Here is a 25,858-nt window from a genome sequence, read left to right on the forward strand (position 1 = left end):
GATTTTTTTAAGACGAGCCCCGCGGCCAAACGGCCCATTGGAGGTCTGATGGCCGGCCCACATCAACGGCCCAAATCAACGCTTGGCGTCTCCGTGGTTCGTCCGATGGCCTTGCCGCTCCACGCCATCGAGCCGCGCGCAATCACGGTATCCACCCTGTGCGGCCGATCAATAAAAAGCCCCGGATCGCTCCGGGGCTTTCTGAGGCTCGGTGTTTACTTCAAGGCGTCGTCGGCACCGCCTTCTGCCAGGTCAGTTCGTAAGATGCGCGGTCTGCAGCGCGTGATTGAACATGGCGTTCAGCGACGCGGCGATTTCAGTGGGCGTGTTCGCGGTGTAGAAGAAGCCAGGCGACGCGCATTTCCGCAGGCTGGCCGGAATATACTGAATATTGTTGTTGGCATAGGTGTCTTCGTCGAGGGCAAAGGTCGTAACCACGGGTGAGACCGGTTGATAGGGAATATAGAGCACGGAAACGATGACGCCGCGGCCCTTGAGGGTTTCGCATTGGGGAACGGTCGCCAGGGTGCCCTGTTTATCAATCGTGGTGGCGCGGTTGCTGTCGTGCCAGCCGCCGGGAACGGAGGGAGTGGGAATGTCTTTGTATTGGTTGTCTTGTGCGCCGTCGGTGACGAGGAAGACGTAAGGCTGCGGGGTGGTCGGCGTGCTGCCGTCGCCGACGGCGCCCGAGCCGCCGGAGATGAGGCCGTTGACCGTAGTAAGCGCGGTAGTGATATGCGTGCCGCCGGAGCCAAGGTCTGCATTCATATTGGTGTCAAGCAGCGTGGCAAGGTTTGCGGCGGCGTAGTTGATGGTGCCGGGGGTGGTGTCAGAGCCATTGATGTCTTTGGTCAGCGGAAAATAGGCATAGAGTTTTTGAATGAACGGGTAGAGACCGATCCGGAACTGGTCGTCTACCTTCTTGGAGGCGTTCGCGGTTTCGAACAACTTGGTCACGGCGTAGCCGACCGCGTCGAGGCGCAACTGGATGCAGGCGTCGGTGCCATCGGTCGGGCAGGATGAAACCGCCGTCAGGCTATACGTTTTGCTCTTGGAGTTGCCTTTAATCAGCGAATTCGGCGCGCCAGGAGTAACCGTATTATTCAGGTCGGCAAGCATCGCCACCGGCAAGCCAGGCTTCTGCTTCGGTACGGACGAGGTCGACGTCTGGTTGATGAGGTTATTGAGCGCGGTCTGTTCGAGGCGCGAATATATATAGCCCATGCAATGATTATTCGTGTGGTACTGCTGGGTATACCTATTTTCACTGGTAGGGGGGTTGGCAGGCGGATTGGTCGGGGGGGTGACAAGGGGATCTTTGCACGCGCTTTTTGTCAGGTCAATTTTCGGGTCAAAATGGCAGGCCAGGGTACAACTGATGCCGGTGGAGTTGTGGTATTGGACCCAGTTATCCGGGTTGATCCTGCCCAACCGCTTCTGCTCTTCGGGCGTCGACGGCAGGCCCATCGACCCCGAGACGTCCAGCGTCAGATAAAAATCGAGGTACGGCGGCAACGTGGCGGCCGAACTTGAAACGCCCGTTACCGTCAGTTTCTGAAACCCAATCACTTTCAGGAAAGTTACCGGTACGTCGGCCGTGAACGTGACGCTGGCAGCGAGCTTGATTCCGGTCTTCGTAACGACGCTGGTGCGATCCACAAGTTGATAGCCGGTGATCCCGGTCATGTTGGCGTCAAAGACATTGTTGGCATCCGTAACGCCGGCGGTGACCGAGCCGTTGCCTGTCATTGTCGAGGCCGCGATAAAGCCGGGCGACTTCTGCGAAAGCGCAGCAATGCTCGCGGCGTCGGCCGCGGTTTGCAGCTTGGCCTTCATTCTGGTCGCCTGCGAGTAATCCACCGCGCAACCAATCGCCGATATCAGTGGGATCGCCGCGACCGTAAAAATGATCGCGACGTTGCCGCGTCGATCGCGGCAGAAACGGGAAACATACTGCTGAAGATGAAATGGCACGAGCGCCCCCTGGCTATCCAAAAGCGCGCAATCGTAGCCCGGCCTCCCCTAAGTGCCCCTTAATCCGATCATCGAAAAACAGGCTGATTTCGGATGCGACCGATTTCAGGACCCGGATATCAGGACATGGGTTACGATCTGTTTACTACGAGGGCTCAGTGAAGCCACAGCGCTTGCGAGTTCTTCGTCGGGAGCCAATCGCCCGCATCGCCGAACGAAAAAGGCCGCGCCAGGGGCGCGGCCTTTCGCTTCATTCAGAGGCGATTTTCCATGGCGCGCGCGCCCTGGAAAATCGCTTTATCCGGCGGCGCGCAGATTGTCGGCCGAAGATTTGCCAGAGCGGCGATCTGCCACGATTTCGTAGGAGATCTTCTGGCCTTCGCGCAGCGTTCCAAGACCGGCACGCTCGACAGCGCTGATGTGCACGAACACGTCATTGCCGCCGTCATCCGGCTGGATGAAGCCATAGCCCTTGGTTGCGTTAAACCACTTCACGGTTCCCATGCTCACGGGGGTAGTCCCTTCTCAGATATACAAGTCGTAGCCCACCCTTCGATGGGCTGGTGAGATCGAATTTTTGGAAGGGTCGTCAGCGTCTAAACCGGCTGTACCGGTGGATAGCTAATGTCGTCCGGCCGAAAATCGATGGCTAATATTATTCGATAGTAGTGGTCAAAACAATCCTGACGTGCACGTTTTTTTGATTCGGCCGGCCAGCCGGCCGCGACCGCGCACGATATGGGCGTATCGGGCGCGTTTTCGCTGACGTCGGGGTACGCTTACCGGCGGCGGAACTGACCGCCGCGCGGCGGCCCGCCACGCGGGGCACCGGTGCTCGGGCGCTCGTCCTTGTGACGGAAGATCAGGCGGCCCTTCTCCAGATCATAGGGTGACATTTCGATCGTGACCCGATCGCCTGCCAGCGTCTTGATCCGGTTCTTCTTCATCTTGCCGGCGGTGTAGGCAACAATTTCGTGCCCGGCGTCGAGCTGCACGCGGTAGCGCGCGTCGGGGAGGATTTCGGTCACCAGTCCTTCGAACTGGATCAGCTCTTCTTTAGCCATGGTGGTCTCCAGGTCGATCGAAGCTAGCGCTGCGGTCGGTGGGTACGGTTGGGTTGAGTATTCGGACGGCTCTCGCGATGCAAGAAGGCGACGCCCTGAATGCCCTCACTTTTCCCGCCTTGGCTCTTGCCGGCCTGCTGCGCCGGACGCGGCTGTTCGTGCCGGTTCGGCTGCGGCGCGGCATTATTACCACCACCGCGGCGGGGTCGGCGAGGGCCTTTTGATCCCGGTGCCGATTCATGTCCACGGGATTCGTGCCCACGGGATTCATGACCTCTGGAGTCATGTCCTCGGGAGTCCTGGGACCGGGCGGTGTGGGCTCGCGGGGCGGATCGTCCACCCCGGTGCTGCTGTGCAGGGCGCTGCGAGGGGGCCGGCGCGGCATCGCGGCTGCCGGGCGTGCGACGGTCTTCCCGCGGCAGCGTGATACGGATCAGCCGCTCGATGTCGCGCAGATAGCCCATCTCCTCGGCGCCCGCGATCAGCGAGATCGCAACGCCTTCGGCGCCGGCGCGCGCGGTGCGGCCGATGCGGTGGACATAGGTTTCCGGGATATTGGGCAGATCGAAATTCACCACATGGCTGATGCCGTCGACGTCGATGCCGCGGGCGGCAATGTCGGTGGCGACCAGGGTGCGGATCTCGCCGGTGCGGAACGCGGCCAGCACGCGCTCCCGGTGGTTCTGCGACTTGTTGCCGTGAATGGCGTTGGCTGAGATGCCGGCCTTGGCCAGCGTTTTCACGACCTTGTCGGCGCCGTGCTTGGTGCGGGTAAAGATCAGCGCGCGGTCAACCGGTTCCTGCTTCAGAAGCTGCGCCAGCACCCCTGACTTGGCCGAGAAATCGACCTGGATGATGCGCTGAGCGATGCGTTCGACGGTCGAGGCCACCGGCGTCACCGCCACGCGGGCGGGGTCGCGCAGCATGGCTTCGGCGAGTTCCGCGATATCCTTCGGCATGGTGGCCGAGAAGAACAGCGTCTGCCGCTTGATCGGCAGCTTGGCGACGACTTTGCGGATGTCGTTGATGAAACCCATGTCGAGCATGCGGTCGGCTTCGTCGAGCACGAGGAACTCGACCTGGCCGAGCTTCAGCCCGTTGCTCTGGACGAGATCGAGCAGGCGGCCGGGGGTCGCCACCATGACTTCGACGCCCTGCATCACCGAGCGGACCTGACGGCCCATCGGCACGCCGCCGATCGCCAGCGCCGAGCTCAGGCGGATGTGGCGGCCATAGGCGTTGAAGCTGTCGAGGATCTGGCCGGACAATTCGCGGGTCGGCGAGAGCACCAGCACGCGGCAGGTCTTGGGCTGCGGCCGGATGCGGTTTTCCAGGATCCGATGCAGGATCGGCAGCGCAAAGGCCGCCGTCTTGCCGGTGCCGGTCTGGGCGATGCCGACGACGTCACGGCCGGTCATTGCGAGAGGGATGGTCTGGGCCTGGATGGGTGTGGGCGTGTGGTAATTTTCTTCCTGGAGTGCACGCGAGATGGGATCGGCGAGGCCGAAATCCTGAAAGGAGGTCAAAAGAGGGTTCTTTCCATCAAAAAAGGCAGGCGCCCGGCTTCGATGGCCAGGAGCGCGCGAGTGTGTCTGAGACACCCGCGTGTTTGGGGCGTCGGTTGTGCTAGCTGAAAAGGGGCAAGCCAGAAACCGTTGAACGGGCTCAGAACACGCGGCTCGCAAGGACCTGATGATTCTCTAGGTCACGCAGATCATATGGAGCACCCGTGCGGCGCTTTCAAGGTGAATTCCGCGCGTGTCGTCCGCGCGGTTAAGGAAACCAGTCAGCCAGACCACGCTGTTGCGCCCGTCAGCAATCCAAACGACCAAAATTCGTGCAAGAAATTTAGCCAAATTGCCGCTTTTGCACAAAAAATAGATAGTTTGCCGCCAAAGCATACATTTTTGCAGTCTAAAAAATAAGCAAATTTGTCGCCGCTGGTTTCCGCAGGCCCCGAATTCCAGAGCGATTATATGGGCTTATCCGGTCTTCAGCCGATGGCATGGTTCTTGCGATTCCGTTAACGCAGGCGGCCGTGGGGCCGTTCGCAGCGTTTAACGCGACTGCGTCAGGGAGATGACACCTCATGCTTACTCAATTGACTCACGATATAACGACGATGAGCCGCCGTCGCTGGCTGGCGGCGACCGCCGGCCTGGTTTTGGGCCTGGCCGCATTTTCAAATGCCAAGGCGCAGGAAACCATCAAGGTCGGCGTCCTGCACTCGCTATCCGGCACCATGGCCATCAGCGAAACCACGCTGAAGGACACCGTGCTCTTCCTGATCGACGAGCAGAACAAGAAGGGCGGCGTGCTTGGCAAGAAGCTTGAGGCCGTCGTCGTCGACCCCGCTTCGAACTGGCCGCTGTTCGCTGAAAAGGCGCGCGAGCTGATCACCAAGGACAAGGTCTCGGTCGTATTCGGCTGCTGGACCTCGGTGTCGCGCAAGTCCGTGCTCCCGGTATTCAAGGAGCTGAACTCGATCCTGTTCTACCCCGTGCAGTACGAGGGCGAGGAGAGCGAGCGCAACGTGTTCTACACCGGTGCTGCGCCGAACCAGCAGGCGATCCCGGCGGTCGACTACCTGATGAAGGACGAGAAGGTGAAGCGCTGGGTGCTGGCCGGCACCGACTACGTCTATCCGCGCACCACCAACAAGATCCTCGAAGCCTACTTGAAGTCGAAGGGCGTCAAGCAGGAAGACATCATGATCAACTATACGCCGTTCGGTCACAGCGACTGGCAGACGATCGTGGCCGACATCAAGAAGTTCGGCTCGGCCGGCAAGAAGACGGCTGTTGTCTCCACCATCAACGGCGACGCCAACGTTCCCTTCTACAAGGAACTGGGCAACCAGGGCATCAAGGCGACCGACATTCCGGTTGTCGCGTTCTCGGTCGGTGAAGAAGAGCTCGCCGGCATCGACACCAAGCCGCTGCTCGGCCATCTCGCCGCCTGGAACTACTTCCAGTCGATCAAGGACCCGGCCAACGAGAAGTTCATCAAGGCCTGGCAGGCCTACACCAAGAATCCGAAGCGCGTGACCAACGATCCGATGGAAGCACACGTCATCGGCTTCGACATGTGGGTCAAGGCAGTCGAGAAGGTGAAGTCGACCGATCCGGACAAGGTGATCGACGCGCTGCCCGGCATTGAAGCCAAGAACCTGACCGGCGGCACCTCCAAGATGCTGCCGAACCATCACATCACCAAGCCGGTGTTCATTGGCGAAATCAAAGCCAACGGCCAGTTCGACGTGGTGTGGAAGACCCCGGGTCTTGTCGCTGGCGACGCCTGGTCGAAGGAGCTCGACGGTTCCAAGGACCTGATCGGCGACTGGGTCGGCAAGAAGTGCGGCAACTACAACACCAAGACCAACAAGTGCGGCGGTCAGGGCTCCTGATTTCCCGCTAGCTTGCAAGAATAACTTCCAAGAGAACTACCAAGAGAGACCGGAGAAGGCGGCGGTGCCGCCGCCTTCTCCCCACACTCCTGCCGGGGTCGTATTGTGTCTGCCAATTTCCTCGACCGTATTCGCGCGGTTTTGCTCGCAATCCTCCTGACCGCAGCCTTCGCCGTGCCGGCGCTGGCGGGTCCGTTCGAGGATGCGGTCGCCAAATTCGCCAATGACGATTTTTCCGACACCGACGAGGCGATCGGCGCGGTCGCTGTCTCGGGCAATCCGCTGGCCTTTCCCATCATCAGCGCGCTGCAGGAAGGCCGGTTGTCGGCCGATCCTGATACCAAGAAGGTTTTCGTAACCGGAAGCGACGGCAAGATCATCGATGCCGCCACCGGCGCCGCCGTCGACAAGCTGCCCGACAATGCCGCCGCCGTCCGCCTCAACAACCGCCTCCGCCGCGCCGTGGAGGCCGCGCTCGGCGGCCTGACGCTGCTGTCGCCCGATCCCGCCAAGCGGATCGCGGCCGCGCAGTCGGTCTTCAAGAGCCATGAGGAGAGCGCACTGGCCGTGATCGACGGCGCGCTCGCCAAGGAAACCGACAAGGGCGCCAAGGCGGCCTTCACCGAGGCCCGCGCTGCGATCCTGCTCTACAAGGGCGACGCGACCGAGGTGGAAAAGCTCGAAGCCGTTGCCATCGTCAAGGCGCGCGGCGACCAGGAAGCGATGGCGCTGCTGACGGGCCTAGGCACCGACCTGCCGCCCAGCGTCGCGCGCGCCGCAGCCAGCGCGATCGCTTCGATCCAGAGCAATCTGGCGATGTGGTCGATGGTGCAGAACGCCTGGTACGGCCTGTCGCTGGGCTCGGTGCTGCTGCTCGCCGCGATCGGGCTTGCCATCACCTTCGGCGTCATGGGCGTCATCAACATGGCCCATGGCGAGATGGTGATGTTAGGGGCCTACACCACCTTCGTGGTGCAGGAGGTCATTCGCACCCGCTATCCCGGACTGTTCGACTACTCGCTGTTGATCGCGGTGCCGCTGGCGTTTCTTGTCGCCGGCGCGATCGGCGTCCTGATCGAGCGCGGCATCATCCGCTTCCTCTATGGCCGCCCGCTGGAAACGCTGCTCGCGACCTGGGGCCTCTCGCTGGTGCTGCAGCAGGCGGTGCGCACCATGTTCGGTCCCACCAACCGCGAGGTCGGCAATCCCTCCTGGATGAGCGGCGCGTTCGAACTCGGGCAGATCACCATCACCTATAACCGGCTCTGGATCCTCTGCTTCACGCTGGCCGTCTTCGTCATCCTGCTCGCCATGCTGCGCTACACGGCGCTCGGACTCGAGATGCGCGCGGTCACTCAAAATCGCCGCATGGCGGCCTCGATGGGGATTGCCACCTCGCGCGTCGACGCGCTGACCTTTGGCCTCGGCTCCGGGATTGCCGGCATCGCCGGCGTGGCGCTGTCGCAGATCGACAATGTCAGCCCCAACCTCGGGCAGAGCTACATCATCGACAGCTTCATGGTCGTCGTGTTCGGCGGCGTCGGCAATCTCTGGGGCACGCTGGTCGGCGCCTTCACGCTCGGCATCGCCAACAAGTTTCTGGAGCCGGTCGCGGGCGCGGTGCTCGGCAAGATCGCCATTCTGGTGCTGATCATCCTGTTCATCCAGAAGCGGCCGCGCGGCTTGTTCGCGCTCAAGGGCCGGGCGGTGGAAGCATGACGCCGCACGTGCTGACGCGTTCGCTCGATCGCAGCGCCACCATCTTCCTCGTCGTCGTCGCAGCCCTCGGCGTGCTGATCCCGCTGTCGAACCTGTTGTTGCCGGCAGGCTCGATGTTCCAGGTGCCGACCTATCTGGTCGCGCTGTTCGGGAAATACGCCTGCTACGCCATTCTCGCGCTGTCGATCGATCTGATCTGGGGCTATTGCGGCATTCTCTCGCTCGGCCACGGCGCGTTCTTCGCGCTCGGCGGCTACGCGATGGGCATGTACCTGATGCGCCAGATCGGCAGCCGCGGCGTCTACGGCAATCCGATATTGCCCGACTTCATGGTGTTCCTGAACTATCCAAGCCTGCCATGGTACTGGTACGGATTTGACATGTTCTGGTTCGCGGCGCTGATGGTGCTGGTGGTGCCGGGCCTGCTGGCGTTCTGCTTCGGCTGGCTTGCGTTCCGCTCCCGCGTCACCGGCGTCTATCTGTCGATCATTACGCAGGCGATGACCTACGCGCTGCTGCTGGCGTTCTTCCGCAACGATTTCGGTTTCGGCGGCAACAACGGCCTGACCGACTTCAAGGATATTTTGGGCTTCAACGTGCAGGCCGACGGCACCCGCGCCGCCCTGTTCGCGCTGAGTTGTCTGGCGCTGATCCTGGCCTTCCTGATCTGCCGGGCGGTGGTGACCTCGAAACTCGGCAAGGTCCTGATCGCGATCCGCGACGCCGAATCTCGCACGCGCTTCCTCGGCTATCGCGTGGAGTCCTACAAGCTGTTCGTGTTCACGCTGTCGGCCTGCATGGCCGGCGTTGCCGGCGCGCTCTATGTCCCGCAGGTCGGCATCATCAACCCGAGCGAATTCGCACCGGGCAATTCCATCGAGGCGGTGATCTGGGTCGCCGTCGGTGGCCGCGGCACGCTGGTGGGCGCAGCCCTCGGCGCCGTCGTCGTCAACTACGCAAAAACCTACTTCACGTCGGGCCCGCTGGCGCCCTACTGGCTGTTCATGCTGGGCGCGCTGTTCATCCTGGTGACGCTGCTGCTGCCGAAGGGCATCGTCGGCACCTTCACCGCCTGGCGCGAGTCCCGGAAAGCAACGGAAAAGGCCAATGCCGAAAGCGCCGGTCTCGAAGACGGCGTCGGCGAACCGAAGCCGGCGGAGTGAGCGCATGAGTGTCATGGAGGGAAGGACCACTTCCGCGCTGCTCTATCTCGACGGTGTGCATGTCTCGTTCGACGGCTTTCACGCCATCAACAATCTGTCGCTGACGCTCGAGCCCGGCGAGATGCGCGCCATCATCGGCCCGAACGGCGCCGGCAAGACCACGATGATGGACATCATCACCGGCAAGACCAAGCCGGACGAAGGCACGGTGCTGTTCGACGGCATCACCGACCTGACGCGGCTTGATGAGACCCGCATCGCCGAACTCGGCATCGGCCGCAAGTTCCAGAAGCCGACGGTGTTCGAGAGCCAGACCATCGAGGACAATCTCCTGCTCGCGCTCAACGTCGATCACAGCGTCAAGGGCACGCTGTTCTGGCGCGGCAGCAGGGACGAAGCCGAGCGGATCGACCGGGTGCTGGAAACCATCCGCCTGACCGATGCGCGCAACAGATTGGCAGGGAGCCTGTCGCACGGCCAGAAGCAATGGCTCGAGATCGGCATGCTGCTGGCGCAGGATCCAAAGCTGCTTTTGGTCGATGAACCCGTCGCCGGAATGACCGACGTCGAGACGCATCAGACCGCGGAGCTGCTGAAGGAAATCAACAGGGAAAAGACGGTCATGGTCGTCGAGCACGACATGACCTTCGTCCGCGAACTCGGCGTCAAGGTCACCTGCCTGCACGAAGGCACGGTGCTGGCGGAGGGGACCATCGATCAGGTCTCGTCGAACGAGCGGGTGATCGAAGTGTATCTGGGGCGCTGATCCATGCTGAAGGTCGACAATATCAGCCTTTACTACGGCGCGGCGCAGGCGCTGCGCGGCGTCTCATTGTCCGCAGAGCCGGGCAAGGTGACATGCGTGCTCGGCCGCAACGGCGTCGGCAAGACCTCATTGCTCCGCGCGATGGTCGGCCAATACCCGATCGCGGGCGGGTCGATCACGCTCGACGGCAACGACATCACCGGCCTCAAACCCTACGAGCGCGCACGGCGCGGCATCGGCTTCGTGCCGCAGGGCCGTGAGATATTTCCGCTGCTGACGGTGGAGGAAAATCTCAAGACCGGTTTTGGCCCGCTCAAGCGCGACGACCGCCATATCCCCGACGACGTGTTCTCGCTGTTTCCGGTGCTGAACACGATGCTGGGCCGGCGCGGCGGCGACCTCTCCGGTGGGCAGCAGCAACAATTGGCGATCGGTCGCGCCCTGGTGATGCGGCCGAAACTGTTGCTATTGGACGAGCCGACCGAAGGTATCCAGCCCTCGATCATCAAGGATATCGGCCGCGCCATCACCTATCTGCGCAGTCTTGGCAACATCGCGATCGTGCTGGTCGAACAATATCTCGACTTTGCCTGCGAGCTCGGCGACAATTTTGCGGTCATGGATCGCGGCGCGGTGAAATATGCCTGCGACCGCGCCAACCTCGATCCCGCCGAGATCAGCCGCCAGATGGCGCTGTAAGGCGTATCGGGCGTTGCGTTTGGGGGACGGATGCGGACCGATAGCACGCGCGCGACTTCAGCGACGTTCGCGGCCAACCGCGCCCAGGGCGCGGTGCGGTTTGGCGTGCATGTCCAGGACGGCGCCACTCGCCGGGGCGATTTGCATGAATCCGGCTCGCTGCGCGTGCGCTTTCCTTCGCCCGAGGCCGAAGGCCTGTCGGGCGTGTTCGTCAACACCGCCGGCGGCATTGCCGGCGGCGACCGTTTTGATATCGATATCGCGGCAGGCGAGGGATCGCGGCTGACGCTGACGACGGCGGCGGCTGAAAAGGTCTATCGCGCGGCCGGTCCCGCCGCCCAGCTCAATATCGCCTTGAAAGCGGAGGCGGGCGCGCGCCTCGCCTGGCTGCCGCAGGAGACCATCCTGTTCGACCGGGCGCGAATTGTCAGGCGCATCGACATCGACCTGGCCGAAGACGCCTCGCTTCTGCTCTGCGAAATCGTGGTGTTCGGCCGCGCCGCGATGGGCGAAAAGATGCTGCACGGCGAGTTCATCGACCGCTGGCACCTGCGCCGTGGCGGTCGCCTCGTGTTTGCGGAGACCATCCGGCTCGACGGCGACATCGGCGAAAAACTGGCGCGGCCGGCCGTTGCGAAGGGCGGCGTCGCCATCGGCACCGCGCTGATCGTGCCGGGCGACGAGGCGCTGGTGGAGCGGATCCGCGAGGCCTCTGAAACGTTCGGCGGCGAGGTCGGCATCTCCTGCTGGAATGGATTTGCAATGGCCCGTTTCTGTGCCCAAGATGCGGCCCGGCTCCGCGCCGATATGATGGCAGTGCTCGGCCGCGCCAGCGGCGTGGCGCTCCCAAGGCTTTGGATAAATTAGGTCTTCAATCACCCGAGTGCCCGCATGAATCTCTCCCCCCGCGAAAAGGACAAGCTCTTGATCTCGATGGCGGCCATAGTGGCACGCCGCAGGCTCGAGCGCGGCGTCAAGCTCAACCATCCCGAAGCGATTGCCATCATCTCCGACTTCATCGTCGAGGGCGCGCGCGACGGCCGCACCGTGGCCGAACTGATGCAATCGGGCGCGCAGGTCATTACCCGCGCCCAATGCATGGACGGCATCCCGGAGATGATCCACGACATCCAGGTCGAGGCGACGTTTCCGGACGGGACAAAGCTCGTCACCGTGCATGAGCCGATCAGGTAGGAGCACCAAGATGATCCCCGGCGAACTCTTCATCAAGGACGGCGAGATCGAACTCAATGCCGGCCGCAAGACGGTAACGCTCACCGTCGCCAACACCGGCGACCGTCCGATCCAGGTCGGCTCGCACTACCATTTCTTCGAAACCAACCCGGCGCTGAAATTCGAGCGCAGGAAAGCCCGCGGCATGCGGCTCGATATCGCCGCCGGCACCGCGGTGCGCTTCGAGCCCGGCCAGACCCGCGACGTGCAGCTCGTTGCGCTTGCCGGCAAACGCGTCATCTACGGTTTTCGCGGCGACGTCCAGGGGAAACTATGAGCGTCAGAATCAAACGTTCCGTCTATGCCGACATGTTCGGGCCCACCACCGGCGACAAGGTGCGGCTGGCCGACACCGATCTCATCATCGAGGTCGAGAAGGATTTCACCATTTATGGCGAGGAGGTGAAGTTCGGCGGCGGCAAGGTGATCCGCGACGGCATGGGGCAGTCGCAGGTGACGAACAAGCAGGGCGCGGCCGATACCGTCATCACCAATGCGCTGATCGTCGATCACTGGGGCATCGTCAAAGCCGACGTCGCGATCAAGGAAGGCATGATCGCTGCCATCGGCAAGGCCGGCAACCCCGACATCCAGCCCGGCGTCACCATCGTGATCGGCCCCGGCACGGACATCATTGCGGGCGAAGGCAAGATCCTCACCGCCGGCGGTTTCGACAGCCACATCCATTTCATCTGCCCGCAGCAGATCGAGCACGCGCTGATGAGTGGCGTCACCTCGATGCTCGGTGGCGGCACCGGGCCCTCGCACGGCACGTTTGCGACCACCTGCACGCCCGGCCCCTGGCACATGGGGCGGATGATCCAGTCATTCGATGCGTTCCCGGTCAATCTCGGCATTTCCGGCAAGGGTAATGCCGCGCGACCGGCGGCGCTGGTCGAGATGATCAAGGGCGGCGCCTGCGCGCTGAAGCTGCACGAGGACTGGGGCACCACGCCGGCCGCGATCGACAATTGCCTCGCCGTCGCTGACGATTACGACGTGCAGGTGATGCTGCATTCCGACACGCTGAACGAGTCAGGTTTCGTCGAGGATACTATAAAAGCTTTCAAGGGCCGCACCATCCATGCCTTCCACACCGAGGGCGCCGGTGGCGGCCATGCGCCTGACATCATCAAGATCGCCGGCTTGAAGAACGTGCTGCCGTCCTCGACCAATCCGACGCGGCCGTTCACGCGCAATACCATCGACGAGCATCTGGACATGCTGATGGTGTGCCACCATCTGGATCCGTCGATCGCGGAAGATCTGGCGTTTGCCGAAAGCCGCATCCGGAAAGAAACCATCGCGGCGGAAGACATTTTGCATGATCTCGGCGCGCTCTCGATGATGTCGTCGGACTCGCAGGCGATGGGCCGGCTCGGCGAAGTCATCATCCGCACCTGGCAGACCGCCGACAAGATGAAAAAACAACGCGGCGCGTTGCCCGAGGACAAGGGCAACGACAACGACAATTTCCGCGTCAAGCGTTACATTTCGAAATACACCATCAACCCATCGATCGCGCATGGCGTGTCGAAGCTGATAGGGTCAGTAGAGAAAGGCAAGCTTGCCGATCTCGTGCTGTGGTCGCCGGCCTTCTTCGGCGTGAAACCCGATTGCATCATCAAGGGTGGCTCGATCGTGGCGGCGCCGATGGGCGATCCCAATGCCTCCATTCCCACGCCGCAGCCGGTGCATTACCAGCCGATGTTCGCCGCCTACGGCAAGTCGCTGACGGCGTCTTCGGTGGTGTTCACCTCGAGGGCTGCCATCACGGGCGGACTGGCGCGCAGGCTCGGGATCGAAAAGAAACTCTACCCCGTGAAAAACACCCGCGGCGGCATCTCCAAAAAGAGCATGATCCATAACGGCGCCACGCCCAAAATCGAGGTCGACGCCGAGACCTATGAGGTGCGCGCAGACGGCGAGCTTCTGACATGCGCGCCGGCCGAGGTCCTGCCCATGGCGCAGAGGTATTTCATGTACTAGGGTTTCTCCCGGGCGGCGATCAAAGCCAGAACAAACGTCCGGGAGGATCTAGTGATTTACGTCGTTGCCACGCTGACCGTGAAGCCTGAAACGCGCGCCGAATTCATCGCGGCTGCCGCGGCCTGCATCAAGGAAACCCGGAAAGAGCCGGGCAACATCGCCTATGACCTGCATGAAAGCGTCACCGATCCCTCGAAAATGGTGTTCGTCGAGCAGTGGGAAAACGCCGAAGCGCTGGTGCCGCATCGTGGCGCCGAGCACATGAAGACATTTGGCCGCGTCGCCGTGAAATGCATGTCGGCGCCACCGAAGATCGAAGTGATCACGCCGGAAAAGGTCGACGTTCGCTAATCAAGAAAAACAAGGGATAAACTCATGATCTACGTCATTGCCACCACACCGATGAAGCCGGAAAACAAGGACGACTTCATCAAGGGGCACAAGGCCTGTACCGCCGAAACGCTCAAGGAGAAGGGCTGCATCTCCTATGACGGCCACGTCAGCGTGAACGATCCCAATCTGTATGTGGTGGTGGAGCGCTGGGAGACCCGCGACGACCTCAACGCGCATGGCCGCGCGCCCCATATGAAGGTGTGGCGGGAGTATTCCTCGCAGATGAAGACGGCGCCGACGGTGATCGAGATCATCAGCGACGGCAGGGTGGAGAAATTCTGACGTGTCTTTGAGCAGGCTGCCATGATCCGCGCGACAAAAGTCCTGGGCCAGCATCGCTGGACGAACGACGCCGCCGATACCGTCGTGCTCGATTTCGACGACCGGCACCGGCGGCGGATAGCGATGATGGGGACGCGCGGGCTGGAATTCCTGCTCGATCTGGAGAACGCGGTCGCGCTGCGCGGCGGCGATGCACTGGTACTGGAAGACGGCCGGCTGATCGAGGTGGTCGCGGCCGCCGAGCCGCTGGTCGAAATCCGTGGCGCCGATCCCCTGCATCTGGTCCGGGTCGCCTGGCATCTCGGCAACCGCCATCTGCCGACGCAGATCATGCCAAAAGGCCTGCGCATCCGCAGGGATCACGTCATCGAGGCGATGGTGAAGGGGCTCGGCGCGCGCATCATCGAGATCGAGGCGCCGTTCGATCCCGAGGGCGGGGCGTATGCGCAGGCGGCTCACGATCATGCCGCGCATGATCATGGCCATCATCACCACGGTGATCACCATCACCACGATGATCACCATCACCACGACGAACATTGCGACCACGATCATCACCACCACGATCACTCCCATGCTCATGACCACAAGTGAGCCCGCGCCGGCCGACGCGGGCAGCGGAATGAATGCGGATGAGGCGGCGGCGCTGTACCGACTGATGACCTGGCTGTCGCCCTCCTTTCCGGTCGGCGCGTTTTCCTATTCCAGCGGCATCGAATGGGCGGTGGAGGCGGGTGACATCACGGATGCCGCATCGCTGCGCGACTGGCTGGCCGCGATGCTCGGTGACGGCTCGGGCTTCTGCGACGCGGTGTTTCTGGCGCAAGCGCATCGCGCCGCATCCGCGCAGGACGATTCTGGATTGCGCGAGATCGCCGAACTGGCCGCCGCGTTCGTACCCTCGCGCGAGCGCCAGCTCGAGACCTCGACACAGGGCCGCGCCTTCATCGAGATCGCGCGCTCAGCCTGGGCCTGCGACGGGCTCGACGGCATGGTGGCTGCTTGCGGCGGCACGGTCTATCCCGTCGCAGTCGGAATCGTCAGCGCGGCGCACGCCGTGCCGCTGGCGCCGGCGATGCACGCTTTCCTGCATGCCGTGGTGTCGAACTGGATTTCCGCCGGCGCCCGCCTGGTGCCGCTCGGACAAACCGACAGCCAGCGCATTCTGGCAAGCCTCGAAGCCGATGTCGCGGCCACGGCAAAGCGCGCACTGGAAGCTTCCATCGATGATCTCGGCAGCGCCACCTTCCGCGCCGATCTCGCCAGCCTGCGCCACGAAACGCAATATACGCGGTTGTTCCGGTCATGATGCGGCACACTCTTTCGTCGTCCCTGCCTAGTGCGCAATTGCGCACGGGCGCAGGGACCCATAGCCACCGGCCTCGGTTGTTACAAACGGTGTCGGCCGTTCTGCCTTATTGATAGATCACGCGGTATGGGTCCCTGCGTTCGCAGGGACGACGATAGAGGAGGGAATGTTCGACATGTCTAAATCTCACGGTCCCCTCCGCATCGGCGTCGGCGGTCCCGTCGGCTCCGGCAAGACTGCGCTGATGGACCTGCTCTGCAAGTCGATGCGCCAGCGCTACGACATCGCCGCGATCACCAACGATATCTACACCAAATGGGATGCGGAGTTTCTGGTGCGCTCGGGTTCGCTGACACCGGATCGCATCGCCGGTGTCGAGACCGGCGGCTGCCCGCACACCGCGATCCGCGAGGACGCCTCGATGAATCTCGCCGCGGTGGCCGACATGCGCGCGAAATTTCCCGATCTCGATATGGTGCTGATCGAATCCGGCGGCGACAATCTCGCCGCAACGTTTTCGCCCGAACTCGCCGATCTGACGATCTACGTGATCGACGTCGCCGCCGGCGACAAGATCCCCTCCAAGGGCGGACCCGGCATCACCCGCTCGGACCTGTTGGTGATCAACAAGATCGACCTCGCGCCGCATGTCGGTGCGTCGCTTGAGAAGATGGAGCTTGATACGAAAAGGATGCGGGGCGAGCGGCCGTTCGTGATGACCAATCTGAAGAAGAGCGAGGGGCTCGATCGCATCATCGGCTTCATCGAGACCAAGGGCGGCCTGCGCCCGGCCGGGAAGGCCAAGGCTGGGTAGGTCAAAGTCTTGGTAGGTCAAAGCCGGGTAGGCGGATCAGCGGCCGGACAAGCGCCGGGACGGGCGGTGCATTAACATTAACACTCGGTCCGTCGCCGCAGCCAAGCGGATTTGTCCGTCCTCGCCGGAACCAAATCCGCGCTGTCAGATTATCAACCTCTGGCCCCGCCAAATCAGCGTTAACGGCGGCCGTGTTGTTTACCTCGCTGCCACCTGTCAGTTGCGTGCTGATGAACGCTCCGTCATATTCGCCGCGGTTGGCCTTCGCGCTATTGCCATGTGCCTCTGCCCCGGCAGACCTCAAGTTGTTTCCGATACGTCTTCGCCAACACGTCATTCCTGAGTAAGCGAGTGGTTCGGCTGGGCTTCATTATCGGCTTTATCGCGCTGATCGGAGTTCTGCTCTCCGGTCTCGCGGCCTATCGCGTCCACGACCAGGAACTGGCGATCGACGGCATCGCGCTTTCGCGCGCGATCGACGTCCATGCCAGCCTGGTGCAGGACCGGCTGACCGAGCGCGAATTGCTCGCTCGCGTTGCATCCGGATTGTTTCGCGCGCCGTCGGCGGTGAAGGCCAATATGCTGCAGCCGCTGCGCTCGGCGATCTACGCCTTCAAGACCGATTTCGTGATCGCGAACTGGATCGCGCGGCTCAAGCCAAGCGATCTGGCCGTGGCGCAGGCGGAGCTGAAGAGCGCCGGTTTCACCAACCCGACGATCCGCGATTACGACGACCGGCCGCTCGACATCAAGACGATCGACAAGCCGCTCGACGTCCTGATGGACCTCGAACCGCGCAGCGCGGATACGTTGGGCTTTCCGGGCCGCGCCTACGACCGGCATTCGGTGATCGGGCCGATGCTGGCGCAGGCGGCGGCCTCCGGCAAGCCGGTGGCGTCTGACCCTATACCGCTGCTGCGGAAGAACGGACCGATCGGCATCGTGCTGGCCTCCGCCATCCTGAAGGAGGGCACCGCCGAGCCCGTGGGCTTCGTCACCTTTTCCTACGAGCTGGCGCCGCTGATGCTGACCAACGACGACCGCTCGCTGTTTTCGGTGGTGCTGAAGGATCCCAATGACGCCAGCGACGAATATGTCGCCAACGACCAGGGCGTGATCTCCTTGCGGGAGGTCAAGCAGGGCGATCCGTTGCCGTCGGTGGTGCGGACGGTGACGTTCGGCGGCCGCGACTGGTCGCTGGGCTATTATGCCAAGAACAATGCCATACAGCGCGCGCAGCAGACGGCGATCATCGTCGCGGCCATCGGCTTCGCGCTCACCGGCATCGTCTGCGGCCTGTTCGGCTATGTCGCCTACAACAATCTGCGGCTCAGCCGCGAGATCCAGGTCCGGATCGGTTTCGAGCGGCGGTTGACCGCCGTCATCGACGAGCTCAACCACCGGGTCAAGAACATCCTCGCCGTGATCCAGTCGATCGTGACGCGCACGCTGCGCCACGGCTCCGACATGGACGTGTCGCGCGAGCTCCTGATCGGCCGTATCCATGCGATGTCGAACGTGGTGACGCTGCTCAGCGAAAGCCAGTGGCAGGGCGTCAAGCTCAAGGGCCTGTTCGAGTCGCGCGCCATCCCGCATGCCGACCGCATCGTCGTCAACGGCCCGGATATCGCCGTCAGCGCGCGCGCCGCGCAGTCGCTGTCGCTGTTGCTCTTCGAATTGGCCTCGCATTCCGACGAGGGCCTGTCGCTGGTCGGCAAGCACCCGCACATCGTGGCGAATTGGGAAGTCTCGGGCGAGGAGCCGGACACGATCTTTCATTTCCGGTGGGAAGAGTTCAACACCAGCGCGGCGACGCGGCGGGAAGACAGTGATTTCGGCCTCATCCTGCTCGACCGCGTCGCGCCGGAGGCAATGGGCGGCACCGCGAAGCGCTACTTCACCGACGTCAGCTACGTCTACGAACTCACCGCGCCGATGGTCACCGTCGTCGACATGACCGAGCGCGACAGGACGGAGCAGATTTCCGCACCGCTGCGGTAGGGCAAGTTCGGCGGCCTGCACTGAATTCGCAAACTGGCGTAGCCCGGATGGAGCGAAGCGCAATCCGGGGCCGGTCTATGCGGGTGGAGGCGTCGGAAGTGAATCCCGGGTTGCGCTGCGCTTCGCCCGGGCTACGACATCGACAACAAAAAAGGCGGCCACGCGGGCCGCCTTTTCCATGTCATTTCGATAGCGTCATCAGCCGCCGTTGCCGCCGATCACCGCGCGCACGGTCTCGTCGGGTCCGAAGTCCTCGGCGCCATCGACATAGAGCAGCGCGGAGAGTTTCGAGCGCGCGCGGTTGACGCGGCTCTTGATGGTGCCGACCGCGCAGCCGCAGATGGCAGCTGCGTCCTCATAGGAGAAGCCGGAGGCGCCGACCAAGATCAACGCTTCGCGCTGGTCCTGCGGCAGCTTGTCGAGCGCGGTGCGAAACTCCTCGAACTCCAGGTGCGCATTTTGCGCCGGCTGGGTCTTCAGGGTTTTCGCGTAATTGCCCTCGGCGTCCTCCACCTCGCGCCGCCGCTTCCGATAGTCCGAGCGGAAAAGGTTGCGCAGGATGGTGAACAGCCAGGCCGGCAGGTTCGAGCCGGGCTGGAACGAGTCAATGTTGGCAATGGCGCGCAGTAGCGTTTCCTGAACCAGGTCGTCCGCACGGTCGCCATTACCTGAGAGCGAGATCGCGAACGCGCGCAGGCTGGGTACCGACGCCAAAATGTCGTCGCGAAGAGAGTCTGTGAGAGGCATTAGTCCCTCCCGTCGTTTTTTGCTGGGTCGTCGATCTGGGCCGCCGCCGCCTCCGGCCCATCGAGCTTCCGGATCAGCTCCGCAAAGCGGTCCGGCACACCCTGTCGGACCACGTCGTCGTACATGGCGCGAAGCTGGTGCCCGATCCTGGATTGAATCTCGGCGTTAAGCCCGCCCTGCTTCTTTACTTCCTTCATGGTCTGATCCACGCTTCCCCGAGAGTTAAGTCTCTGTGGTTTCAAGAGGTTACCTCGAAATTGGGCCCTAGGCTGCCGCGTTGTAGGTTGAAGGCTAATGCGAATACGTGCGGAAGGTTCCGAAATCTCGGAACTTTTTCTGGAACTTTTTTGCCCTACGTGAGTAGTCGGGGGGTGACAGGGGAACCGGGGTCCCCCCGCCGAAACTTAAATTGACGCCCGATCGGGCGCTTAAGGTTACGTCCGCCCGGCTGAGACCCTAAGTATGGCCAAGGATACGGCCCAGGATAAGGATGGAATGGGGATGTCCCGATCACAGCTCGTTGCTGAACATCTGCCGCTGTTGCGGCGCTATGCCCGTGCGCTGACCGGAAACCAGGCCTCGGGCGATGCCTATGTGGCCGCCATGCTGGAGGCCCTGCTGCAGGACGGCTCGCTGCTCGACGAACGGCATGGCCCGCGCGCCGGGCTGTTCAAGCTGTTCACCCAGATATGGAATTCGGTCTCGCTCAACGACAACCCCGACGTCGCGACGCTGGCATTGCCGCCGGAGCGCAGGCTGTCGAATATCACGCCGCTGCCGCGGCAGGCGTTCCTGCTGCTCTCCCTCGAAGGCTTCTCCGAGGAGGAGGTGGCGTTCATTCTCAATACCGACATCCCCGAGACGCGCGCGTTGACGGATGCCGCCGGCCGCGAGATGGCGGCGGAAATCGCCACCGACGTCCTGATCATCGAGGACGAGACCTTCATCGCGATGGACCTCGAGAGCCTCGTGAAGAATCTCGGCCACAACGTGATCGGCGTCGCCCGCACCCATGCCGATGCGGTGGCGCTCGCCAAGAACAAGAAGCCCGGCCTGATCCTCGCCGACATCCAGCTCGCCGACGGCTCGTCGGGCCTCGATGCGGTCAACGAGTTGTTGAAGGTGTTCGAGGTGCCGGTGGTGTTCATCACCGCTTACCCCGAGCGCTTCCTGACCGGCGAACGCCCCGAGCCGGCGTTCCTGATCTCGAAACCGTTCCAGCCCGCGATGGTCTCCGCGGTTGCGAGCCAGGCGCTGTTCTTCCAGCGCAACTCGCGCAACCGCGCGCCGCGCGCCGCCACGGGCTGATCGAAGCTTGTTAGCGTAGAGTTTGGAATGATCCGGCGCGCTCCCCACTGCGCGCCGGATTTTTGTTGGGCCAATCTGCTACGGTCCTCCCGGCGACGACCCTCCTGATGATGTGGAGTAGGGATCGATGAGTGTCGGGCTGATCGGCCTTCTCGACGATATCGCTGGTATCGCCAAGGTGGCTGCAGCTTCCCTCGATGATGTGGCCAGCCAGGCTGCCAAGCGGGTGCAAAGGCGGCAGGTGTCGTCATCGACGATACCGCCGTCACGCCCGGTTACGTGATCGGGTTCGAGCCGAAGCGCGAACTTCCCATTGTCGGGAAGATCGCAACGGGTTCGCTGCGCAACAAGCTCCTGGTCCTGCTCCCCGCGGCCCTGGTGCTCAGCTACTTCCTTCCCTGGACGATTACGCCGCTGCTGATGCTGGGCGGCGCCTATCTCTGCTACGAAGGGGTGGAGAAGGTGCTCGAGGCCGTCATGCCCCATCAGGCGCACCAGCACGAAGCCCAGCTCGGCACGGTCTCGTTGAACGCGCAGTCGGTCGAAGACGAGAAGGTCGCAAGCGCGATCAAGACCGACTTCATCCTCTCGGCCGAGATCATGGCGATCACGCTGGCGGCCCTCCCGGTGGGGAGCATCTGGAAGCAGGCACTTGTGCTGGCGGTCGTGGCGATCGGAATCACCGTCGCCGTGTATGGCGTGGTGGCGCTGATCGTGAAAGCCGACGATGTCGGTGTTGCGCTGGCGCGGAACGATCACGCCTCGGCCATGGGCCGCGCGTTCGGACGCGGCATCGTTCGCGGCATGCCCGTGCTTCTGAAGATTCTCAGCGTGGTCGGCACTGCCGCCATGATCTGGGTTGGCGGCGGCATCATCCTGCATGGCGTCGAGGTCTACGGTCCGCCGGCAATCCACCATGCCGTCAAGGCCGCTGCGGAGGCAGTGGCCCACGCATTCCCGCCGCTTGCTGCGATCCTCGAATGGGCGGTCGAGGCAGCCATGTCCGGCGCGATAGGCCTGCTGGTCGGTGCCGCATCGATTCCGGTCGTCGGATTTGTCTTCGCGCCTGCATGGAAAACGCTGAAACGCTTTTTGCATCGCCGTCGGAATACGTCCGCTCAGTGAAGGGCCGCCTGTTTCGCCGCCACTGTGCCCCCTCTGCCGCTTGCGAGTGGGCTGGGTGGCAGCGACACGCATTGTTGCGGAGCGAATTTCCTCCACGCCTGCGCCGTGTCGAGCGTACCGGTTCCGCTGCGCAAAGCCGGGCTCATAAACCTTCGTATAGCCGGTTCATCCGTTTCGATATGGGCCACTTACCTCGGTACAATTGAGCATGGCGCGCGCGGATCCTAATGTCGTCACGTCGAGGCAGGATGTATGTTACGAATTGCCTGCGCATCGTCGATCTTTCCTCCCGGTCGTCGGCGCCACCTGCCTCGTCACCTCGGTCGCCGCAATTTTCGTTCGCACGCGACGATCAGGTGACCTCGCGAAATGATTTCTGATTGAGCGTGCCATGTGAACCAGTTCACCTCGGGTTCACTGAGCCGGCGTTATGATCCTTTCTCCTGATTCAGCGCCAATCCCGGCGACTTCACCTGGGACTGGCGATTGTGGACGACACCCGTGTTCGCGGCCAGGCACCTCCCCCTGGCTCGGGCCACCAGCCTCGATTTGAAAGCTGGTCGGACTGATCCGGCGTGCCCCACTTGCGCGCCGGATTTTTTTACGCGCACCAACAGCGTTGACGCCCGCCGGCGTGGTGTTGGCTTTGCGGAAGGCGCGATGGACCGGATTGCTTGTTGAACTGCGCCCCACGCCCGCATAGGCTCGCTGCAGCAACAAGAAAATAGACGGGAAACGGCCCTTTAACCGATGCAGTCCGCCGAGCGGCCTTTGCCCTACCGCCGGGGCCTGATCATCGTCGCTACATTGGCCACCGCCTATGTCGCCAGCCATTTTTTCCGCGCCTCCAACGTCACCATCGGCCTCGATTTGATGCGCGATCTGGCCATCGGGCCGGAAGCCTTGGGCGCGCTGACCGGCGCGTTCTTCTTCGGTTTTGCCGCGATGCAGATTCCTTGCGGCTTCTTCTTCGATCGCTTCGGGCCGCGCTATACCGTGGTCGGCATGCTCGTCGTCGCGAGCCTCGGCGGCGCCCTGTTCACGCTGGCGCCGAGCTGGCCGGTGCTGTTGACCGGCCGCGCCCTGATGGGCGCCGGCTGCGGGGTGATGCTGATCGGCAGCATGGTGGTGATCTCGCGCTGGTTTCCGCCGGACCGCTTCTCCACGATGACGGCCATGGTGCTGTCCATCGGCCTGCTCGGCAACCTTGCCGCCACCACGCCGCTCGCCTGGGCATCGGAGGCGGTCGGCTGGCGGGCGGTGTTCGGCGCCGTCGTCGTCTTCACGGCGCTTGCAACGATCGCGATCTGGCTGGTGGTGCGCGACGCGCCATCAGGTCATCCCTTCCTGAGCCGCAAGGTCGAGCCGCCCGGCGAGATGCTCAACGGCCTGATCGAGGTGCTGCGCAACCCGCGCCTGAAGCCGATCCTGGCGCTGAACTTCTGCAACTATGCCTGCACCTTCACCGTGCAGGGTCTGTGGGGCGGCGCATTCCTGCGCGAGGTGCATGGGTTGAGCCCGATCGCGGCCGGCAACGTCCTGCTCTGCGCCGTGATCGCCTACCAGGCCGGCATGCTCGCTTTCGGCCCGCTCGACCGCCGGCTCGACACCCGCAAGGGCATCGCGATCGGGGGCACGCTGGTGATCATTGTCCTGCTCGCGATGCTGGCGCTGTTTTCGCACCCGCCAGTCTGGCTGCCCGTTACCGTCATCATCGCCATGGGCTTCTTCTCGGCCTCCAGCACCATGGTGATGACGCACGGCCGCGGCATCTTCCCGGACAGGCTGATCGGCCGCGGCATCTCGACCATGAACACGGCAGTGATGCTCGGCGTCGCCTGCATGCAGACGCTGTCCGGCATCATCATCGGCGCGTTCGAGCCGCTGGCCAGCGGCGCGCGGACGGAAGATGCCTATCGCGCGCTGTTCGGGACGCTGACGCTGGTGCTGATCGTGGCGGTCGCGATCTACAGCCGCTCGCAGGATGTGAAGCCGAGCGAGGAGATGCGGGCGGCGAGGCGGTAGTCAATCGCCGGTAAAGTTGCCCGCCGTACCGCCTGGCCCGAGCGCCAAGCCGCTTTAATTCCGGTTGCAGTGCACGATTGCCATTCCGTCCCAGCGGGAGGATGCTTGAGCATCGGCACAAGGGAGAGCGGCATGAGCAAGGCAGTTCCCGACAACCACAAGCAGGATGGTGAAATCAGCCACAAGCACGGCGCCACCCTGGTCGGCACCTTGCGCAAGATTTACGGACAAGGTTTTGCTGCCGGTTATCCCCCAACCGACAAACTGAGCGAGGTTATGCTTCACCTGAACGAGACATCGCTGAGTCAGCTTCGCCGCGATTACAAGACCGGTCATCTCGATCACAAGATCACGAACGCCTTGCACTGAAGGCGGTCTGCCATGAGTATGCTGGCATATGCTCGCAAGGTTCGCTTGCGTGACGTCCGCCTGCATGGAAAAACCTCGGATTATGCCGGTTACCATCGACTACTACCTGTCGCTCAACTCGCCATGGACCTACCTCGGCAGCGCGCCGTTCGCCGAGATTGCGGAGCGCAACGGCGCGATCGTCAACATCAAGCCCTGCAAGTTCGGACCGATCTTTGAGCAGACCGGCGGATTGCCCCTGCCGAAGCGCTCGCCGCAGCGGCGCGCTTACCGGATGATGGAGTTGAAGCGCTGGCGCGAGGTGCGGAGCGCTCCCATTAATCTCGAGCCGAAACATTTCCCCTGCGACGACGCCGCGGCGGTCCGCCTGGTCATCGCAGCTAAGCTGCAGGGCAAGAATGCCCACAGGCTGTCGCTCGAGCTCGGGCGTGCGCTGTGGGAACGCGAGGAAACGCTCGCTGATGCCACAACGATCGCGCTGGCCGCCGAGCGCGCCGGTCTCGACGCGGCGGAGTTGCGCGCGAGCGGGCCTTCAGACGCTGAACTCGACGCGCTGTATGAGAAGTTCACGCAGGAGGCCCTGAGCGCGGGCGTCTTCGGTGCGCCGAGCTACGTGCTGCCCTCGGGCGAGATTTTCTGGGGCCAGGACCGGCTGGACCAGCTGGAACACGCTTTGAAAAAGCTGGCGCCTTGAGAATTTGAGAAGCTGACTCATCAAAAAAGCAGGGTGCGACCGGCATCACCACGGTCGCACCCTACGTCGCCGGTCAATGGGGCAGGGGGAATAACCGGCTGCCGGGATGACTCCGAGCCCCCCGGAGTCGTTCCATGGTGCCGCAAATTTTTTTCGTACACGGTTAAGTGATCAACAAGCGCCGGACCCCCTTTGGCTCGGTTCGGGTTGTGTCCGTGATCGCCATAGGGCGAGGGAAAAACCGGCATGTCACAGATTTTCAAAGCAATTTTAGCTGCTCTCGCCATTACCGCGACATTTGGCGCCTTCCAGCTCGCGTCAGGCCATGACCTCACCGGCCGTCGGCAACTCGCCGCGACTGCACCCGCAACCGACATCAACCGCGCCGCCAAGGCCGACCGCGCGGCGCCCAGAGCCGCGTCAGGCCAGAGCGACACGATTACGATCCGTAGCGTCGGCCTCGACGATACGTCGGTGGTGGTACGGGTTCCCGTGGTCCAGGCGCCCGTGACTCAGGAGCCCGTGGTCCAGGACGAGGCGCGGAACCGCCCGTCGGCACCGGCGCCGGCCAAGCCCGGCTCGACGAAGAAGATGACGGTAGCCTGCGAACCGCCGGTCAGCGTTTTGACCGAGGTCGCAAAACTGCTTCAGCCTGGCCGCTGCGTGACCTGATCGCGCCACGGTGTTGTGAAGCCGTTACCCCATCTACGGACTGCGAACTGATTTGCTTTGCGCAAGCACAATCTCGACGCTCACTTGCGACTCGCAATGACGTTGA

Annotated in this window: 26 protein-coding genes and 1 pseudogene; 21 read left to right on the plus strand and 6 right to left on the minus strand. The window is 62.9% G+C overall.

The annotated features are described in order from the left end of the window. Positions 1-252 precede the first annotated feature (252 nt). The 4 genes from V1294_RS07500 to V1294_RS07515 form a co-directional block, all read right to left on the minus strand. Positions 253-1,974 carry a TadE/TadG family type IV pilus assembly protein gene (locus tag V1294_RS07500; RefSeq protein WP_334496122.1) on the minus strand — a complete coding sequence of 574 codons (1,722 nt, stop codon included), beginning with the start codon at positions 1,972-1,974 and terminating at the stop codon, positions 253-255. A 297-nt stretch (positions 1,975-2,271) separates the two neighbouring features. Continuing rightward, positions 2,272-2,484, minus strand: a complete 213-nt coding sequence (locus V1294_RS07505) for a cold-shock protein (RefSeq protein WP_002714433.1) — start codon at positions 2,482-2,484, stop codon at positions 2,272-2,274. Positions 2,485-2,753: 269 nt separating this feature from the next. Further along, on the minus strand, positions 2,754-3,038 hold the full coding sequence (infA, locus tag V1294_RS07510) for a translation initiation factor IF-1 (RefSeq protein ID WP_074819689.1): 285 nt from the start codon (positions 3,036-3,038) through the stop codon (positions 2,754-2,756). A 23-nt stretch (positions 3,039-3,061) separates the two neighbouring features. Next, the gene (locus V1294_RS07515; RefSeq protein ID WP_334496124.1) at positions 3,062-4,564 is read right to left on the minus strand and encodes a DEAD/DEAH box helicase; all 1,503 of its coding nucleotides are present in this window, start codon (positions 4,562-4,564) and stop codon (positions 3,062-3,064) included. Between the two features lie 596 nt (positions 4,565-5,160). Here V1294_RS07515 and urtA point away from each other — a divergent pair. The 15 genes from urtA to V1294_RS07590 all read left to right on the plus strand — a co-directional run bounded on the left by urtA (position 5,161) and on the right by V1294_RS07590 (position 18,812). Next, the gene (gene urtA, locus V1294_RS07520) at positions 5,161-6,444 is read left to right on the plus strand and encodes an urea ABC transporter substrate-binding protein (protein WP_108514304.1); all 1,284 of its coding nucleotides are present in this window, start codon (positions 5,161-5,163) and stop codon (positions 6,442-6,444) included. Between the two features lie 129 nt (positions 6,445-6,573). Beyond that, a complete protein-coding gene (gene urtB, locus V1294_RS07525; protein ID WP_442895433.1) occupies positions 6,574-8,163 on the plus strand; it encodes an urea ABC transporter permease subunit UrtB in 1,590 nt (529 codons plus the stop codon). Next, positions 8,160-9,326 (plus strand): urea ABC transporter permease subunit UrtC, encoded by a 1,167-nt coding sequence (gene urtC, locus V1294_RS07530; RefSeq protein WP_334496127.1) that lies wholly within the window; start codon positions 8,160-8,162, stop codon positions 9,324-9,326. The genes urtB and urtC overlap by 4 nt, the downstream gene beginning before the upstream one ends. A gap of 4 nt (positions 9,327-9,330) precedes the next feature. Continuing rightward, positions 9,331-10,092, plus strand: a complete 762-nt coding sequence (gene urtD / locus V1294_RS07535; protein WP_334496129.1) for an urea ABC transporter ATP-binding protein UrtD — start codon at positions 9,331-9,333, stop codon at positions 10,090-10,092. A 3-nt stretch (positions 10,093-10,095) separates the two neighbouring features. Then, complete coding sequence (gene urtE, locus V1294_RS07540) at positions 10,096-10,791, plus strand: urea ABC transporter ATP-binding subunit UrtE (protein WP_334476914.1); 696 nt, start codon at positions 10,096-10,098, stop codon at positions 10,789-10,791. A 30-nt stretch (positions 10,792-10,821) separates the two neighbouring features. Further along, complete coding sequence (locus V1294_RS07545; RefSeq protein WP_334496131.1) at positions 10,822-11,658, plus strand: urease accessory protein UreD; 837 nt, start codon at positions 10,822-10,824, stop codon at positions 11,656-11,658. Positions 11,659-11,682: 24 nt separating this feature from the next. Beyond that, positions 11,683-11,985 (plus strand): urease subunit gamma, encoded by a 303-nt coding sequence (locus V1294_RS07550; RefSeq protein WP_334476918.1) that lies wholly within the window; start codon positions 11,683-11,685, stop codon positions 11,983-11,985. Between the two features lie 10 nt (positions 11,986-11,995). Then, on the plus strand, positions 11,996-12,301 hold the full coding sequence (locus V1294_RS07555) for an urease subunit beta (RefSeq protein WP_334476920.1): 306 nt from the start codon (positions 11,996-11,998) through the stop codon (positions 12,299-12,301). Continuing rightward, entirely contained in the window at positions 12,298-14,013 is a 1,716-nt protein-coding gene (ureC, locus tag V1294_RS07560) for an urease subunit alpha (protein ID WP_334496134.1), read from the plus strand. Before V1294_RS07555 ends, ureC begins: the two co-directional genes overlap by 4 nt. A gap of 51 nt (positions 14,014-14,064) precedes the next feature. Beyond that, positions 14,065-14,364: a putative quinol monooxygenase gene (locus V1294_RS07565; RefSeq protein WP_108514295.1), complete on the plus strand. Its 300-nt coding sequence runs from the start codon at positions 14,065-14,067 to the stop codon at positions 14,362-14,364. A gap of 24 nt (positions 14,365-14,388) precedes the next feature. Further along, positions 14,389-14,688 (plus strand): putative quinol monooxygenase, encoded by a 300-nt coding sequence (locus V1294_RS07570; protein WP_334496136.1) that lies wholly within the window; start codon positions 14,389-14,391, stop codon positions 14,686-14,688. 21 nt (positions 14,689-14,709) lie between these two features. After that, positions 14,710-15,282, plus strand: coding sequence for an urease accessory protein UreE (locus tag V1294_RS07575; protein WP_334496137.1), 573 nt, complete (start codon positions 14,710-14,712; stop codon positions 15,280-15,282). Further along, positions 15,263-15,997, plus strand: coding sequence for an urease accessory protein UreF (locus tag V1294_RS07580; RefSeq protein ID WP_334504545.1), 735 nt, complete (start codon positions 15,263-15,265; stop codon positions 15,995-15,997). The genes V1294_RS07575 and V1294_RS07580 overlap by 20 nt, the downstream gene beginning before the upstream one ends. Before the next feature lie 175 nt (positions 15,998-16,172). Next, the gene (gene ureG, locus V1294_RS07585) at positions 16,173-16,811 is read left to right on the plus strand and encodes an urease accessory protein UreG (protein WP_334476928.1); all 639 of its coding nucleotides are present in this window, start codon (positions 16,173-16,175) and stop codon (positions 16,809-16,811) included. A gap of 351 nt (positions 16,812-17,162) precedes the next feature. Next, complete coding sequence (locus tag V1294_RS07590; RefSeq protein ID WP_334476930.1) at positions 17,163-18,812, plus strand: CHASE domain-containing protein; 1,650 nt, start codon at positions 17,163-17,165, stop codon at positions 18,810-18,812. A gap of 198 nt (positions 18,813-19,010) precedes the next feature. On the opposite strand, the gene V1294_RS07595 is transcribed toward V1294_RS07590, so the two are convergent. After that, positions 19,011-19,559 (minus strand): sigma-70 family RNA polymerase sigma factor, encoded by a 549-nt coding sequence (locus tag V1294_RS07595; RefSeq protein ID WP_108514290.1) that lies wholly within the window; start codon positions 19,557-19,559, stop codon positions 19,011-19,013. Then, a complete protein-coding gene (locus V1294_RS07600; protein ID WP_108514289.1) occupies positions 19,559-19,756 on the minus strand; it encodes a NepR family anti-sigma factor in 198 nt (65 codons plus the stop codon). The genes V1294_RS07595 and V1294_RS07600 overlap by 1 nt, the downstream gene beginning before the upstream one ends. A 304-nt stretch (positions 19,757-20,060) precedes the next feature. Between V1294_RS07600 and V1294_RS07605 the strand changes: the two genes are divergently transcribed. The 6 genes and pseudogenes from V1294_RS07605 to V1294_RS07630 all read left to right on the plus strand — a co-directional run bounded on the left by V1294_RS07605 (position 20,061) and on the right by V1294_RS07630 (position 25,752). Next, positions 20,061-20,867 (plus strand): response regulator, encoded by an 807-nt coding sequence (locus tag V1294_RS07605; protein WP_334476934.1) that lies wholly within the window; start codon positions 20,061-20,063, stop codon positions 20,865-20,867. A gap of 127 nt (positions 20,868-20,994) precedes the next feature. Further along, positions 20,995-21,992, plus strand: a pseudogene (locus tag V1294_RS07610) (DUF808 domain-containing protein). A 750-nt stretch (positions 21,993-22,742) separates the two neighbouring features. Further along, positions 22,743-24,017 (plus strand): MFS transporter, encoded by a 1,275-nt coding sequence (locus V1294_RS07615; protein WP_334496139.1) that lies wholly within the window; start codon positions 22,743-22,745, stop codon positions 24,015-24,017. A 132-nt stretch (positions 24,018-24,149) separates the two neighbouring features. Then, entirely contained in the window at positions 24,150-24,386 is a 237-nt protein-coding gene (locus tag V1294_RS07620; protein WP_334496140.1) for a hypothetical protein, read from the plus strand. Between the two features lie 82 nt (positions 24,387-24,468). Beyond that, complete coding sequence (locus V1294_RS07625) at positions 24,469-25,080, plus strand: 2-hydroxychromene-2-carboxylate isomerase (protein WP_334496142.1); 612 nt, start codon at positions 24,469-24,471, stop codon at positions 25,078-25,080. A 246-nt stretch (positions 25,081-25,326) separates the two neighbouring features. Then, on the plus strand, positions 25,327-25,752 hold the full coding sequence (locus V1294_RS07630) for a hypothetical protein (protein ID WP_334496143.1): 426 nt from the start codon (positions 25,327-25,329) through the stop codon (positions 25,750-25,752). Positions 25,753-25,858 lie beyond the last annotated feature (106 nt).

It is taken from the genome of Bradyrhizobium sp. AZCC 1678, from assembly GCF_036924765.1.
Classification (GTDB): domain Bacteria; phylum Pseudomonadota; class Alphaproteobacteria; order Rhizobiales; family Xanthobacteraceae; genus Bradyrhizobium; species Bradyrhizobium algeriense.